The 13,890-nt window shown below is 66.3% G+C and carries 12 protein-coding genes and 2 tRNA genes; 8 read left to right on the top strand and 6 right to left on the bottom strand.

The window, feature by feature from the left end:
* Positions 1-84 precede the first annotated feature (84 nt).
* Positions 85-1,116 (top strand): S1C family serine protease, encoded by a 1,032-nt coding sequence (locus ACIA5G_RS46185; protein ID WP_395935497.1) that lies wholly within the window; start codon positions 85-87, stop codon positions 1,114-1,116.
* Positions 1,117-1,230: 114 nt separating this feature from the next.
* Here ACIA5G_RS46185 and ACIA5G_RS46180 read toward each other — a convergent pair whose 3' ends face one another.
* Together ACIA5G_RS46180 and ACIA5G_RS46175 are read right to left on the bottom strand one after the other, a co-directional pair.
* Positions 1,231-1,608, bottom strand: coding sequence for a DUF3224 domain-containing protein (locus ACIA5G_RS46180; RefSeq protein ID WP_395935495.1), 378 nt, complete (start codon positions 1,606-1,608; stop codon positions 1,231-1,233).
* 73 nt (positions 1,609-1,681) lie between these two features.
* Positions 1,682-3,241: a helicase HerA-like domain-containing protein gene (locus tag ACIA5G_RS46175; RefSeq protein ID WP_395935493.1), complete on the bottom strand. Its 1,560-nt coding sequence runs from the start codon at positions 3,239-3,241 to the stop codon at positions 1,682-1,684.
* A 103-nt stretch (positions 3,242-3,344) separates the two neighbouring features.
* On the opposite strand from ACIA5G_RS46175, the gene orn reads away from it, so the two are divergent.
* From orn to proP, 3 genes are all read left to right on the top strand, one after another.
* On the top strand, positions 3,345-3,953 hold the full coding sequence (gene orn, locus ACIA5G_RS46170; RefSeq protein WP_395935491.1) for an oligoribonuclease: 609 nt from the start codon (positions 3,345-3,347) through the stop codon (positions 3,951-3,953).
* 77 nt (positions 3,954-4,030) lie between these two features.
* Positions 4,031-4,106, top strand: a tRNA-His gene (locus tag ACIA5G_RS46165).
* A 124-nt stretch (positions 4,107-4,230) separates the two neighbouring features.
* Entirely contained in the window at positions 4,231-5,640 is a 1,410-nt protein-coding gene (proP, locus tag ACIA5G_RS46160) for a glycine betaine/L-proline transporter ProP (protein ID WP_395935489.1), read from the top strand.
* Here the strand turns inward: proP and ACIA5G_RS46155 are convergent.
* Positions 5,637-6,308, bottom strand: coding sequence for an alpha/beta fold hydrolase (locus tag ACIA5G_RS46155; RefSeq protein WP_395935487.1), 672 nt, complete (start codon positions 6,306-6,308; stop codon positions 5,637-5,639). The two genes, proP and ACIA5G_RS46155, sit on opposite strands and share 4 nt — an antisense overlap.
* A 75-nt stretch (positions 6,309-6,383) precedes the next feature.
* Here ACIA5G_RS46155 and ACIA5G_RS46150 point away from each other — a divergent pair, with 75 nt between their 5' ends.
* Positions 6,384-6,722, top strand: coding sequence for a winged helix-turn-helix transcriptional regulator (locus ACIA5G_RS46150; protein WP_395935485.1), 339 nt, complete (start codon positions 6,384-6,386; stop codon positions 6,720-6,722).
* Here the strand turns inward: ACIA5G_RS46150 and ACIA5G_RS46145 are convergent.
* Positions 6,719-7,894, bottom strand: coding sequence for an Ig-like domain-containing protein (locus ACIA5G_RS46145; protein ID WP_395935483.1), 1,176 nt, complete (start codon positions 7,892-7,894; stop codon positions 6,719-6,721). The genes ACIA5G_RS46150 and ACIA5G_RS46145 overlap by 4 nt on opposite strands.
* A 184-nt stretch (positions 7,895-8,078) precedes the next feature.
* On the opposite strand from ACIA5G_RS46145, the gene ACIA5G_RS46140 reads away from it, so the two are divergent.
* Positions 8,079-8,151: transfer RNA gene (locus ACIA5G_RS46140), tRNA-Lys, on the top strand.
* A gap of 401 nt (positions 8,152-8,552) precedes the next feature.
* On the opposite strand, the gene ACIA5G_RS46135 is transcribed toward ACIA5G_RS46140, so the two are convergent.
* Positions 8,553-9,917 carry a tyrosine-type recombinase/integrase gene (locus ACIA5G_RS46135; RefSeq protein WP_395935481.1) on the bottom strand — a complete coding sequence of 455 codons (1,365 nt, stop codon included), beginning with the start codon at positions 9,915-9,917 and terminating at the stop codon, positions 8,553-8,555.
* A gap of 229 nt (positions 9,918-10,146) precedes the next feature.
* Here ACIA5G_RS46135 and ACIA5G_RS46130 point away from each other — a divergent pair, with 229 nt between their 5' ends.
* Together ACIA5G_RS46130 and ACIA5G_RS46125 are read left to right on the top strand one after the other, a co-directional pair.
* A complete protein-coding gene (locus tag ACIA5G_RS46130; RefSeq protein WP_395935479.1) occupies positions 10,147-10,287 on the top strand; it encodes a hypothetical protein in 141 nt (46 codons plus the stop codon).
* Between the two features lie 99 nt (positions 10,288-10,386).
* A complete protein-coding gene (locus ACIA5G_RS46125; RefSeq protein WP_395935477.1) occupies positions 10,387-12,162 on the top strand; it encodes a hypothetical protein in 1,776 nt (591 codons plus the stop codon).
* Positions 12,163-12,535: 373 nt separating this feature from the next.
* On the opposite strand, the gene ACIA5G_RS46120 is transcribed toward ACIA5G_RS46125, so the two are convergent.
* Positions 12,536-13,735, bottom strand: coding sequence for a hypothetical protein (locus ACIA5G_RS46120; protein WP_395935475.1), 1,200 nt, complete (start codon positions 13,733-13,735; stop codon positions 12,536-12,538).
* Positions 13,736-13,890 lie beyond the last annotated feature (155 nt).

Raw genomic sequence — 13,890 nt, 5'->3', positions numbered from 1 at the left:
CTGAGTTTTCTCAGCTGATTCTTCTCAGCAAAGCCTGAGGTATTTCCACAGGCTGTTCACAAGCACGGGCGCGAACCTGATGTCATGACCGAGAACGAGAGTCGGCCCGGCCCCGCCTCACCCGGTGGGCACCAGCCGCACCAGCACACCCCGCAGTACGGGCCGTACGCGCAGCAGCAGCCGCAGCCGCAGTACGGCTACCAGCAGCAGGCCGCGCCGAATCCTCTCTTCACGCAGCAGCCGCCGCAGGCACCCACGGCGTTGAAGACCAAGCCGCGCAAGGGAAGCCGGGTGGCGATGATCGTCAGCGCGACCGCTCTCGGCGCCGCGCTGGTGGGCGGGGTCGGCGGCGCCGCGATCGTCGGGCTCACCACGTCCTCGGCGGACGGCACGACGTCGGTGAGCACGCCGGCGGCCACCGGGCAGACGGTCTCGAGCACGACCACCGGCGACGTCAGCGGCGTCGCGGCGAAGGTGACGCCGAGCGTCGTCCAGATCAACGTGACCACCGACCAGGGTGAGGCCATCGGCTCCGGTGTCATCCTCACCGCGGACGGCCGGATCCTGACCAACGCGCACGTCGTCGACGGCGCCCAGAACGTCGTCATAACCACGTCCGACGGCAAGAAGTACCAGGCCAGCGTGGTCGGCGCGGACACCAAGGCGGACATCGCGGTGGTCCAGGCGAAGGACGCCAGCGGGTTGACGGCCGCGACGCTGGGCGACTCGAGCAAGCTGGCCGTCGGCCAGGAAGTGGTCGCGATCGGCTCGCCGGGCGGGCTGCAGAACACCGTCACCACCGGCATCGTCAGCGCGCTGAACCGGAACCTGTCCGACATCGGGCAAGGCCAGGAACAGCAGCAGTCGCCGTTCAACCGGACCTCGAACCAGACCGAGGACTCGCCCAGCTACACCGCGATCCAGACGGACGCCTCGATCAACCAGGGCAACTCCGGCGGCGCGCTGGTCGACGCGAACGGCAACGTGATCGGCATCAACTCGGCGCTCTACAGCCCGACCGCGTCGGCGAACGGGTCCGCGGGCAGCGTCGGGATCGGCTTCGCCATCCCGATCAACGACGCCAAGAAGATCGTCGACCAGATCGTGAACAACTAGGACGCGGACGGGCCGTGGTCGGGGCGGCCCGTCCACCCGCTTCGGGGAGCGGGGGACACCGCGAAGGCCGTTTCGAGAGTCAATCGGGGGCTCTCGAAACGGCCTTCGCGCTGTCTAAATCTCGTACGTGAGCGTGAAGGTGTGGTTCTGCTCCGCGTCCATCTCGATGCTCGCGGAGCCGGAGATCCCGGTCAGCTCACCCGAGCCGGAGCCGGTGAGGATCTTGAGCGTCAGGCCGCTGTCGTCCGCCGAGTGGTGCAGGACGAAGGCGCCCTTGCGGCCGTCGACCGAGACGTCGAGACGCTCGAAGGCGACGTACGCGCGCGAAGTCGCGTTGGACGCCGTCAGCATCTCGACGGTGCTGGTCCCCTCGACCGCCCCGGTGAACGTCTTGCTGATCGCCACCCGGGCGAACTCGGTGCCCGCGGCCTCGTCGGTCGACTGCGGCGCCCAGTTGTCGAGGACGAACGACGCGGTGGCGGTGCTGGTCATGGCTGGTTTCCCCTGTTCTTCGATGGTGGCATCAGGTTCCCAGCGATACCTGACAGGTCGCGTCAGGTTTTCCTCAGCGCTTCCGGTTGCCGAACAGGCCGCGGGTGATCTCCCGGCCCAGCGCGCTCGCGGCGGAGCGCATGAACGACTTCACGGCGGGGTTCTTCATCGCCGATTCGATGAAGCCGGGGTCGTCCTTCTCCTGCTTCGGCGCAGGCGAAGGCGCGGACTCCGGCTCCGGCGCCGGAGCCGGCGCGTCCGGAGCCGCCTCGGGGGCAGGAGCGGCCACCTTCGCCGCCAGCTTCTCGTAGGCCGACTCCCGGTCGATCGTCTCGCCGTACTTCGTGTGCAGGTCGGAGGACGCGACGGCCGAGGCCACGGCTTCGGCGCCGATCGAGCCCATCTTCGACCGCGGCGCCCGCAGCCGGGTCCACGCCACCGGTGTCGGCGCGCCCCGCTCCGACAGCACCGTGACGATCGCCTCGCCGATGCCCAGCGACGTCAACGCCGTGTCGAGCTCGTAGAACTTCGTCTTCGGGTAGGTCTTGACCGTCTTGGCCAGCGCCGCCTGGTCGTCCGGGGTGAACGCCCGCAGCGCATGCTGAATCCGCGCCCCGAGCTGCGAAAGCACGTTGTTCGGGATGTCGGTGGGCAGCTGGGTGCAGAAGAACACCCCGACGCCCTTCGACCGGATCAGCTTCACGGTCTGCTCGATGCGCTCGAGGAACGCCTTCGACGCGTCGTTGAAGAGCAGGTGCGCCTCGTCGAAGAAGAACACCAGCTTCGGTTTGTCGAGATCGCCTTCTTCGGGCAGTTCCTCGAACAGCTCGGCCAGCAGCCACATCAGGAACGTCGAGAACAACGCCGGCTTCGCCTGCAGGTTGTCCAGCTCCAGCAGGGTGACGACACCCTTGCCGTCGGCCGCGCGCATCAGGTCGTGGACGTCCAGCTCGGGCTCACCGAAGAAGTCCTCGCCGCCCTGGGCCTCCAGGTTGGACAAGGAACGCAGGATCACCCCGGCCGTCGCGGCCGAGACCCCGCCGATGCCCTTGAGGTCCGCCTTGCCCTCGTCGCTGGTCAGGTGCGTGATCACCGACCGGAGGTCCTTCGTGTCCAGCAACGCCAGGCCGCGCTGGTCGGCCCAGTGGAAGATCAGGCCGAGCGTCGACTCCTGCGTCTCGTTCAGCCCCAGCACCTTCGACAGCAGCACCGGCCCGAAACTCGTGATCGTCGCGCGGATCGGCGAGCCCTTCCCGCCGGTCCCCAGCGACAGGAACTGCACCGGGAACGCCGTCCCGGCCCAGTCGTCACCCAGCTCCTGCGAGCGCTTCGACACCTTGTCGTTCGCCTCACCGGCCGCGGCGAGTCCCGAAAGATCCCCCTTCACGTCGGCGAGCACCACCGGCACCCCGGCGGCCGACAACTGCTCCGCGACCAGCTGCAACGTCTTCGTCTTGCCCGTCCCGGTCGCCCCGGCGACCAGCCCGTGCCGGTTCAGCGTCGCCAACGGCAGGCGGACCGCGGCGGACGGGTCCGCCTGCCCGTCGATCACCACCGCACCCAGCTCCAGCGCGGCACCTTCACTCGTATAACCAGCGGCGATCTCGCCCGCCGGCGACCCCTGCTCGGTCACTCGCTGCTCCCCGATCTTGTGTCCTGCACCACAGCCGCGAGCGTAACGCGCCGTACGCGCAGGTAACGCCCGTCGTATCCCCGTGTCGGGTTAGGGTCACCAGGTGACCGACCGCCTAGTCTGGATCGACTGCGAAATGACGGGGCTCGACCTCGGCAAGGAAGCGTTGATCGAAATCGCCGCCCTCGTCACCGACGCGGAGCTGAACGTGCTCGGCGAAGGGATCGACATCGTCATCCACGCCGACGAGGAAAAACTCGCCGGGATGCCCGACGTCGTCCGCGAGATGCACGCCCACTCCGGCCTCACCGAAGAGGTCCGGCGCTCCACCGTGAGCCTCGAGGAAGCCGAACGCCGCGTCCTCGAATACATCCGCGAGCACGTCCCCGAACCCGGCACCGCGCCGCTGGCCGGCAACTCGATCGCCACCGACCGCGGCTTCATCACCCGCGACATGCCGGATCTCGACGCGCACCTGCACTACCGCATGGTCGACGTCTCCTCCGTCAAGGAGCTCGTCCGGCGCTGGTACCCGCGCATCTACTACGCCAAGCCGGAAAAGGGCCTCGCCCACCGGGCCCTCGCCGACATCAAGGAATCCATCGGCGAACTCGACTACTACCGGCGCGTCGCCTTCGTCCCCCAGCCCGGCCCGACCAGCGACGAAGCCAAGGCCGTCGCCGCTGAAGTGCAGGAACAGCACAAGGGGTAGGCCCCTGAAATCCGCGCGAGGGCACCCGCTACGATTACTTCCAGCGAGGTGATCGCAGGTGGATCCCCTCGGCGATGGTGGGCGTAGCTCAGCTGGTAGAGCACCTGGTTGTGGTCCAGGAGGTCGCGGGTTCGAAACCCGTCGCTCACCCCAACACCCCGGTTTGGCCTTGGCCGAGCTGGGGTTTTTGCTTTCCGGGTGCTGCTCCGTTGGTGGTAACCCTCACGACCGGATGGCTCAGCGTGCGAACGTCCGGTTGCGGGTGCACGGTGGATTCGTGGCACGCTCAGGACCGAAGATCCGCCGGAAGAAGAAGCTGCGGTACGAGGACATCACCGTCGTCGACCAATCACTGCTCAAGCGCGCTGTCGGGGCCGCAGCCCTCGGCAATGCCATGGAGTGGTTCGACTTCGGTGTTTACGCCTACATCGCCGACACCATCTCCGAGGTGTTCTTCCCCGCCAGCGTGGCGCCGGGAGTGCGGCTGATCGGGACCTTCGGGGCCTTCACCGCCGCGTTCCTCATGCGGCCGCTCGGCGGGCTCGTCTTCGGGCCGCTCGGCGACCGGATCGGGCGGCAGAAGGTCCTCGCCGTCACGATGATCATGATGGCGATCGGGACCCTCTGCATCGGCCTGATCCCGTCCTACACCTCCATCGGCGTCTGGTCGCCGATCCTGCTCGTCCTCGCCCGGATGGTGCAGGGCTTCTCGACCGGCGGCGAATACGGCGGCGCGACCACGTTCATCGCCGAGTACTCCCCCGACAAACGCCGTGGCTTCATGGGCTCCTGGCTGGAGTTCGGCACGCTGTCGGGGTACGTGCTCGGCGCGACCGTCGTCACCGCCATGAAGGCCTGGGTCCCCCACGAGACGCTGCTCGACTGGGGCTGGCGGATCCCGTTCCTGGTCGCCGGCCCGCTCGGCATCATCGGCCTCTACATGCGGCTCAAGCTCGAAGAGACCCCGGCGTTCCAGAAGCACGCCGAAGAGGCCGAGAAGCGCGGCCGCTCCGGCGAGCCGTTCTGGAAGATGTTCACCGAGTACTGGCCCGCGCTGCTCATCTGCGTCGGCCTGGTGCTCGTGTTCAACGTCACCGACTACATGCTGCTGTCGTACATGCCGACGTACCTGTCCGAGCAGCTGCACCTCGACGCGACGCACGGCCTGCTGCTGATCATCGTCGTGATGGTCGTGATGATGCTGATCATCCTGGTCGGCGGGCGGATCACCGACAAGGTCGGCCGCAAGCCCGTGATGATGGCCGGCTGCCTCGGCTACCTCGTGCTGTCGTGGCCGCTGATGCTGCTGGTCCACGACGGCGGCCTGGTGCTCACGTTCCTCGGCCTGATGGGCCTCGGCCTGCTGCTCCTGTGCTTCGAGGTCTCGATGCCGGCGGCGTTGCCCGCGTTGTTCCCGACCGCGATCCGCTACGGCGCGCTGTCCATCGCGTTCAACATCTCCGTGTCGCTCTTCGGCGGCACGACGCCGTTGGTCATGCAGGCCCTGATCTCCTCGACCGGCCACGGCTTCTGGCCGGCCTGGTACCTGATGGCGGCGGGCGCGGTCGGCGCCGTCGCGGTGTACTTCAGCCGCGAGACGGCGAACGAGCCGCTGTGGGGCTCCGGCCCCGCGGTCGCCACCGAGGCCGAGGCCCGGGAGCTCGTCCGCGACTCGGCGAAGGGCTAAGCCGCCTCGACCAGCAGCTTGGTCAGCTCGGCGGGCATGGTGATCATGCAGTCGTGGCCGGTCGGCAGCTCCCGCACCGGTTCGCCGGGCGGGACGGGCCGCCGGGTGATGCCTGCCGGCTGCCCGGCGACGCAGTGGATGTGCGTGCGCGGGATCGCCGCCGCGGCCGGATTGGCGAGCCGCACCGGCTCCGTCAGGCACCGCACCGGCTGGTCCGAGAGCATCGAGCGCAGCCAGGCGACGTCGTCGGGATCCGTGACCCCGAACAGGCCCATCGGGGGCACCCGCCAGCCGTCGACGGCGCTGTCGACCAGCTGTTTCGTGATGGGGATGACGTCGGCCGCGGTCTCGCCGTCTTCGGGGACCATCGCGTCGAGGAACACCAGCCGCGCGAGCCGCTCCGGGATCCGGTCGGCGACGCCCGAGATGACCATCCCGGCGTAGCTGTGCCCGACGAGCACGACGTCGCGCTCGTCCTCGATCAGGGCGACGATGTCGTCGATGTGGGTGCCGAGCCCGACGTCCGGGCTCAGCAGGTGGGCTTTGTCGCCGTAGCCGGTCAGCGACGGCGCGAGCACGCGGTGCCCGGCCGACTCCAGCAGCGGGACCACGCGGTCCCAGCAGCGTCCGCTGTGCCAAGCGCCGTGTACCAGCAGGAAAGTGGACATGGCAGCATCGTGATCCACTCGGCGCGCACCGGGCAATACGGCACATTTTGGTGCCCCGGTTCTCAGGAGGTAACCATGGAGGACCCGTGCAAGGCCCGCGAAGTCCTCGGGATCGTCGGGGACAAGTGGGCGCTGCTGGTCGTGCGCATGCTCAAGGACGGGCCGCGGCGCTTCACCGAGCTCAAGCGGTCCATCGACGGCATCAGCCAGCGAATGCTCACCGTGACCCTGCGCGACCTCGAGCGCGACGGGATCCTGACCCGCACGGTCCTGGCGGTCATGCCGCCGCACGTCAGCTACGAGCTGACGCCGATGGGCCGGACGTTGCGCGAAGCCACCGCGCCGCTGCTCGAGTGGAGCATCACGCACCTGCCGCACATCGACGCCGCGCGGGAGGCGTACGACAACCGCTAGTTGGCGGCGGTCCGCCACTCGTCCCAGGACAGCTGCCAGACGCTCCAGCCGTCGGTGGCCTCGAGCTTCGGCCCGCCGCTGTTCTGGACGGTGACGATGTCGCCCTTCTTGGACGTGTCCATCAGCCACTTCGTGTTCTCGGTCGACAGGTTCAGGCAGCCGTGGCTGACGTTGCTGCGGCCCTGCTGCCGCACCGACCACGGCGCGGAGTGGTAGAAGATGCCGCTGTAGGACAGGCGAATCGCGTACTGGACGAAGGTGCGGTAGCCGCCGGGCGCGTCCTCGGGGACACCGTAGGTGCCGGAGTCCATCGTGTAGCCGGTGTGCTCGCTCATGACGGTGTAGCTGCCGGCCGGCGTGTTGTGGCCGGGCTTGCCCATGGACGTCGGCATGGTCTTGACCACCTGGTCGTTGACCGAGACCGTCATCTGGTGGGTGCCCCCGTCGGCGACGGCGACGAGCTTGTCGCCCACGGTGCCGCTGACGCGCTTGTCCTCCCGGCCGTAACTGCCGTTGCCGAGCGGCTTGCCGTAGACGGCGGCGTCCACCTTGATCTTGGTGCCGCTCTTCCAGTAGTCCTTCGGCCGCCAGGTGACCTGCTTGTCACCGGACCAGCGGAAGGCGCCCTCGGTGGCCGGCTCCGCGGTGATCTTCAGCGCCTTCTCGGCGGCGGCCTTGTCGGCGACGTTGCCGGTGAAGGTGAAGATCAGCGGCAGCCCGACCCCGACCGTCTCACCCTCGACGAGGTTCACCGAGACGCCGAGCTGCCGGGCGGGCTTGGCGGTACTGAAGGCCGACTCCGTCGTGACCGGCTTGCCGTCGGCGCCGGTCGCGGTCGCGGTCAGCTTGTAACTCTTGTTGTACCCGAGCGGCTCGGCGGAGTCCCACCCCGAACCGTCGGCCCGCGGCTTCCCGGCGACGACCTTCCCGTCCGCCCCGGTCAGCTTCACGTCACCGACCTTCCCGCCGGCCACGGTCACGGTCACCGGTTCCCCGGGCGCAACGTCCTTGGCGTCCTTCGCAGGGCTCACGGTGAGCACGGCAGGCTTCAGCGCGGGCTTGGGCGCACTCGAGGAGGCCGACTCCTTCGGCGGTTCACCCGAAGGCGTACCACTGCACCCGGCCACCGTGAGGCCGATCACCCCCGCAGCCACCAGCAGCCGCACCCTCATGCCGGTCGAACCCCTCATGCCCACCCGCCTGTTTCGCCGTCGATGTCCGACTACAGTGTGCCCGACCAGCCGGGACGCCGGGGCAGGAACATCCCAACCGGCTTGAGGGGACCCCCCTGAAACCGGGCCCGGAACCGGGTGCTAATGTTTTCCACGTCGCCGAGGGAAACCCCGGCAGACACCAGCGCCATTAGCTCAATTGGCAGAGCAGCTGGCTCTTAACCAGCGGGTTCGGGGTTCGAGTCCCTGATGGCGCACCCCACTGAATCGAAGCCCACCTGCGGGTATCCTTGATCACGAGGATCTTGCCGGTGGGCTTTGGTCATGGATGGGACCAGCGGGAGGCCGAATGTGGCCGGCTCCGCGGGTTACCTGGTCCTCTTAGGACGCCCTTAAGGCGTAGCCACGGCGGCGACGTCCAAGTCCCACCGTCTCAACGCCTCAGACCTCCTCCGTGGCGCCGGAATCAGAAGTAAGACGCCCATCAGTTCACTATTGCAAATCTACGGTGCGAGTGATCGGCGAACTGGGTTGGTACTGCCGTCGACGGCCTACGGCGACTCGCTCCAATCTACGATGCCTATCTCCCTCATCGGTGGCCCGGCTGCGTCGACGATCTTCTCCAGGCTCTCACAGCAGCTGGCGCCCAGGGTCCCTTCTACGGTGCGACCTTGTGAGCCGTCTTCCGCGTCGACCTGGGCCTGCGGTTCTTCTTCGTGCCGTAGTGGCGTGCGGCCTTCCGGGAGTCGCGGCGGACCTTCTTCGCGGTGCGCCGCGCCGCTTTCATGACCAGGTTGGCGGTGGCTTCGGCCGCCTGATGTGCCAGGCAGGGCAGCACGCTGGTGTAGGTGTCGGCGGTCAGCACGATGCTCGAGTGCCCCAGCATCGCCTGCACCACCTTCAAGTCGTTCCCAGCGGCTAGCGACAGGCTCGCCGCACCATGGCGGAGATCGTGCAGCCGGATCGGCGGCAGGTCCGCCTCAGCGATGAGCTTGCCGAAGGCGTGGGTGACGTAGCCGGGACTCATCGGATTCCCGTACCGGTTGACGAACAAGAACCCGGTCAACGCCGCACCGGCCGGGAGCCGGCGTCTCCGCTCGGCGCGCAGGGACCGCAGCGCTGCTACGGAAATACTGTCCAGTGCGAGGACGCGGACGCTGCTCTCGGTTTTCGGCGGGCAGATCACGGTCCGGCCATTGTGGTCTTGTACCTGGTGCGACACCTGCAGCACGCGTGCGTCCAGGTCGATGTCACACCACCGCAACCCTGCCGCTTCGCCCCGACGCAGTCCAAGCAGCGCGACAAGCAGGTACAGCACGTGCAACGGGTGGTCGAAGCTGCTCTCCAGGAACGCTGCGGTCTGCGTCGCAGTCCAGACGGCCACAGCGGGGTGCTCCCCGGTCTGGCGCCAGTGCGCTTCTCGCCCTTCGGTCCACACCACCGCGCGCGGCCTGCGCCCGGAGGGGAGTTCGATCCAATGTGCCGGGTTCCGGTCGAGCAGTCCCCGGCGGATCGCACCGTTGAGCGCGGCGTGCAAGACGCCTCGGATGCGCTGCAGCGTCGCGTAGGACAAGGGCCGGGTGCGGCTGGAGTTAGTGCGGATCAACGCTGCGAACATGGCCTGCACCCGCGCCACCGTCAACGACCGCAACGGCACGCTTCCCAAGTAGGGCTTGAGGTAGTCACGGACGTGCTGGGCATAGAGCCTCCGAGTCGAGAAGCTCAGGTTCTGGCGCATCTCCAACCAGATATCCAGCCACTGCCCCACCGTCACCACCGCGGCGGCCGAATCGATATCGTCGCCCAACAGGTATCCCCGGGCTTGTTCCGCCGCGGCACGCGAAGAGAACCCGCCACGCCGCACGCGGTGTCGCTGCCCATCGCGGCCAACCGGCAACTCCAGCGAGAAATACCACGAACCGTGGCCACGCTCGTCCAGGCGCGGGCAGCGGACACCGAGCCGATGTCCGTCAACCGCATCCTTGCAGCTGCACCGCTTGTACACGCCACCCTGTCGAACCATCGCAACCTCCTTAACGACCGCTAAGGGCGCATGGTCCGCTAACCAGCTACGCCGTCGCAACCTCGTCAACCGGGCTGCTCAACGCTGTCCTGGGCGCTCCTGTTCTAGCTCGACGGCGTCCATCCCACCACCGTGGCTTACGGCATCCTCGCCAGGAGCTCATCAACATCATGCGATCGCCGGTGTCGAGTTCAAGACACCTAACGGCGACATCCGGCCGGACCTGGTGTTGGTCGACTTCGACCGTCTGATCCGCCGCGACACTCTCATCAACACCCCACCAGCCATCATCGACTCCAGCCTGTCCATCATGTCGTGGGCCGACGAAGCGCTCGATGCGATCCGTCGAACGCTGACGTTCGGTGTCTGACCGGTTTGGCCACGCCAGACGAGCTCTCCATGGCCTTAAGAACTCGTTTGGCCCGGTCAATACGGGGGTCTAGGCTGATGCCTTCGCGAAGGAGGCGGCGTGGACCAGGTAGTGCCTGAGGACGAACGGCCAGATGGCCGCGTATCCACTCCCGAGACACGACAGCTCCGCGAAGCCACACGCTCACTCCGTCTCCATCTCGACTATCTCCCCGCAGTCTTCCACTGGAATGGTGCGGCTGACCTCTTCTTCGCCGAGCTGGCGTGGCCGTTCGCCCGGCAAAGGTACGCGTGCTGTGACTCATTGCTCGGCGCCGGATTCGGCGGCACGGTAGTTGGTGCTATGGCCCGCAGCTTGTTGGTGGATGCGCTCCGCTGGCAGTGGATCGGGGCCGCTCCGCGCAAGCGGTTACCGTCACTCCTCGGCTGGATGCTCGAAGAGCGCAGTCGAATCTGCTGGACCCTGGACCAGCACGACGCGAGTTGCCCCATCTTGCCTCGCTGGTTTGCTCCGCTTATCGGAGTGACCGACCTGACCGGAAGCTCGCCGGAATGGCTGCATGCTCCGACGGTGCCCAGTGACGATGAGCTGCTTGACCTGTTCCTCGCTGAGCCTGTTACACCGCCTGCCGACCCAACCATTGACGACACTACTCCGCGAGGTCTCCTGACCACAGCACGGAGCTTGCTGCACGTGGCAGGCTTGCGCGGCGCCGTTCTGGTCCTCGGTCACGCCGGCCATGGGAACCTGCTCGGCGCCCTCAGCAGCTTCACCGAGGACGGCACCCCAGGCCACGACCTCCGCGCAGACCACGAAGCGCTGTTCATGCACGTCGCCGCGGTCGGCGTCACCACCACGCTGCTTGGCGTATGGGCAGCCGCCCCCGAGAGCTGGCCCCCAGAAATTGACGATGCATACCTGCTGCGCACTGTCGAGCTGACGAAGGCAGTCGTGGCGGCCGCAACCGCCATTCACGGGCTCGGTACGCCTAAGTCGGTTGCAGGCGGGAGCAAAAAGCGACGCCCACGCTCGAACGACGCGGTCCTTCACCCAGGCGCGATTCTGCGCAATGAGGACCTATTGCCCGACGTTAACCCACTCCTAGGCCGCGTGATCAGTGCAGCGGAGTTGTACACCCAGTACGCCCAAAGCTGGTCTCCCTCGCTCGGACCGTCTGACACGCAGCCGCGACTAGCGTCCATTCTGACGCATGGACTGGCCACGTCGAACCTGACGGCCGTCATGTCGACTTACGACCAGGACGGCGGCAACATGATCGCCGTATTCGCAGCCCGCATGCTCCTCGAGGAGGCTGCTCGCTACGCGTGGATGACATCCATATCCACTGAAGAAGAGTTCATGGACCGATCCAAGCGCTATTTCGACGAGTTTCGATTTCGCCGCAGGAAGGCCATCGAAGCATTCACCGGCAATGGCGTCGACCGAGCAAACGCCGAGAAACTATTCGAGTTCCCGAAAAACATCAAGATCTCAACGCCTATGGACACTACCACGAAAGGCCGACAGCCGCTTCCGTCGATGGCGACACTTCTCCGCGAGATGGGCGCCGACTATCCCGAAACGGCGTGGCTCGATATCGCGTACTCACTACTGAGCCAAGTAACGCACAGCACTCCAATTGGCCACTTGCACACGGTGACGCTAGACGATGGCACGTTGCGAGCAGGAACAATAACTAAGGAATTTCTAGGGTTGACGCTCGACGCAGCGTGCCTTGGGAGTGCCCACCTCCTCGGATGGTCATCAGTCCTGCTCACTGCCGGGCGGGAGGATGCAAGGATCTACAAGCGAATGCTCCTGCAGAAAGCATACCACGTACACGACGCCGCCCGCATGCTACACGGTCTCGACTAGCGCCTACAAGCACGGAAAGAAAGATCGTCGTTTAATCCCGCCAGCCTTGACCCGCCGTAACAACTAGAAGCAGAGGTCACGGTCGGCCTCGTCAAACGCGCCGTCGAGCGCAGACCTCAACTGCTGAAGCACGGAACGCGTTGCCACTCGCACTACTGCCCGCTCCAGCGGTTCATACGTCTTGTCGCCTAGAAGCTTCAGGGTCAGAACGCCGTTTGTTACCTCAACTGAGACCGGCGCGCCAGTTTTGTCAGGCGTCAAGAGGCGGGTCACTTCACTGTGACTCAATGCTGTCTCCTCATATTCGCTCGGGGTACGGAATGTTGCACACGATATACAACGTCAGTACGCAGCCCAGTGGTCCGTCGCTGCATCACTGCACCATCTGCTTAAGCGCCTCATAGAGTCCATTGCCAGCTGCGCCGATGATCAGCTGGCCGGCTATGCCAAGGACTGTTTTGATCGACTTACGTACCGGACTCGTCAACGGCGCTCGACCCTCAACGACGTCGGCAATGGCAGCGACTTCGTCACCCACTACCTCGCGTGCGTCACCGTCAAGCTGAGCGTGGACAGCCGGCCGAGCCAGCACTCCGAGCAACTGCTGCAAAGCTCCCAGCTCATGCGCCGACAGACCTTGGTGCCGCTGGACGTTCGTGGCCGTGCTGTGGTCTCGCGCCTGCGCCGCCTGATTGTAGTTTCCAAACTGCAGGATGCCGTCGTTGTTGATGTTCACGTGGGGTTGCTCCTTCGCATCTGCCACCAACTCGACACCTCGCTCCCTCGACCAGGCGCAGAGCCACACCTCGCCAGCAGCCGTCAGGGCCGCTTGCGTACCTCGCGCATCTGAATCGACCATCCCGAGTCGCCAAGCAGCTTGAACCGCCCGCCGGGCGGTCTCTTCCGACCAGACACCGTTGGCCAGGTCGACCACCAGGTCGTCGACGTCCATCGCGCCAGCCTCAGACAGAGCTTCCAAGACTCCAACGACCGGCAACTCAAGCTCTTCGAACTGCCACTCGACCGGCCTCGGCACTCGAGCCCAGGCGAACGCGTCGACAAGTTCGAACACCGGAACTTCCGAGTCCGGCTTGAAGACCCACTGCTGGCCCGTATGCAGACCGACGATCCAACCGAACTCCTTCCCGCGGTGCTCGAACGTCGCGAGAATCTGCGTCAGGTGGACGCTGCCAACAACTCGCTCTTGATCATTAACCACGTCCCCCATATTCACGGCCACCCACATTCCGGGCATGAGGGTTTCCGCGTAGTGATAACGCCACCGGTACCCCGGCCGAAGCCATGGAACCAGCAGTGCAGCTAAGGCGCACACCACACTCACAGGTATCGAGGTAATCAGTGTCAGTTCGACCTTGAGGACGAAAGCAATCAACAGCACACAGCTGAGCACAGCCACGATCCCCACAGCCAACGCCCTCGATGCGAGCGGAACAGCACTCCGCGCCCGCGGCAGCGGCTTCCGCTCCGCCCGCGTCAGGTAATAGTCGAAATCAGGCTCGACCGATAGGTCCTTATGGACGAACCTGCCCATCGCACGACCGAACCAGCCCACGACACCCTCCCAACGCGGTGCAGAACTCTGAGGGTACAAGTTGACACCGACAAAGCGGCGTACAACGAGTGTGCACAGCTGGCATCGCCTCGACCGCGAGCTCCCGCGGCCGCTGCCTCGCCCGCTCCGCGCGCACGGAGCGGGCCGAGACACTC

Origin of the sequence: Amycolatopsis sp. NPDC051758 (assembly GCF_044453095.1) — a bacterium.
Classification (GTDB): domain Bacteria; phylum Actinomycetota; class Actinomycetes; order Mycobacteriales; family Pseudonocardiaceae; genus Amycolatopsis.
This window is presented reverse-complemented; position numbering and strand designations above follow the sequence as displayed.